Annotated in this window: 1 protein-coding gene; it reads left to right on the forward strand. The window is 66.7% G+C overall.

Going from position 1 to position 418, the window contains the following annotated elements; genetic code table 11:
* A partial coding sequence (locus KVP70_RS33345; RefSeq protein WP_217946724.1) for a HutD/Ves family protein occupies positions 1-418 on the forward strand: 418 nt, incomplete at both ends.

The raw sequence follows: 418 nt of genomic DNA on the forward strand, positions 1-418 counted from the left end.
GCTCACATCCGAACATTACACCCGCTCGCCCTGGAAGAACGGCGGCGGCATTTTCACCGATATCGCGGATGCCCATCGTGAAGGGAGCCCGGCGAGGGATTGGGACAGCCTGCTCTGGCGTTTTGCCTCCACGCCGATCGTGGCGCCCGGTCCGTTCTCCCATATGCCGGGCATCGATCGCCTGCAGATGGTCGTGGGTGGGCGCGGCCTGGTGCTGAAATCGCCCACGCAGGATTTTGACGAGCGTGAACCCTTCACGACGGTGCGCTTCACCGGCGAGATGGAGATCGTCACCGCGCTCGAGGCTGGCCCGGTCGAGGTGGTGAACCTGATGGCCCGGCGCGGTGCGGCGGAGATCGAGCTTGCGGCGCTGACGCAGCCCGGCGAGCGGCCACTTCCCGCCGGCACGCATCTGGTT

This window comes from Duganella violaceipulchra (genome assembly GCF_019166075.1).
GTDB classification, from domain to species: Bacteria; Pseudomonadota; Gammaproteobacteria; order Burkholderiales; family Burkholderiaceae_D; genus Rugamonas; species Rugamonas violaceipulchra.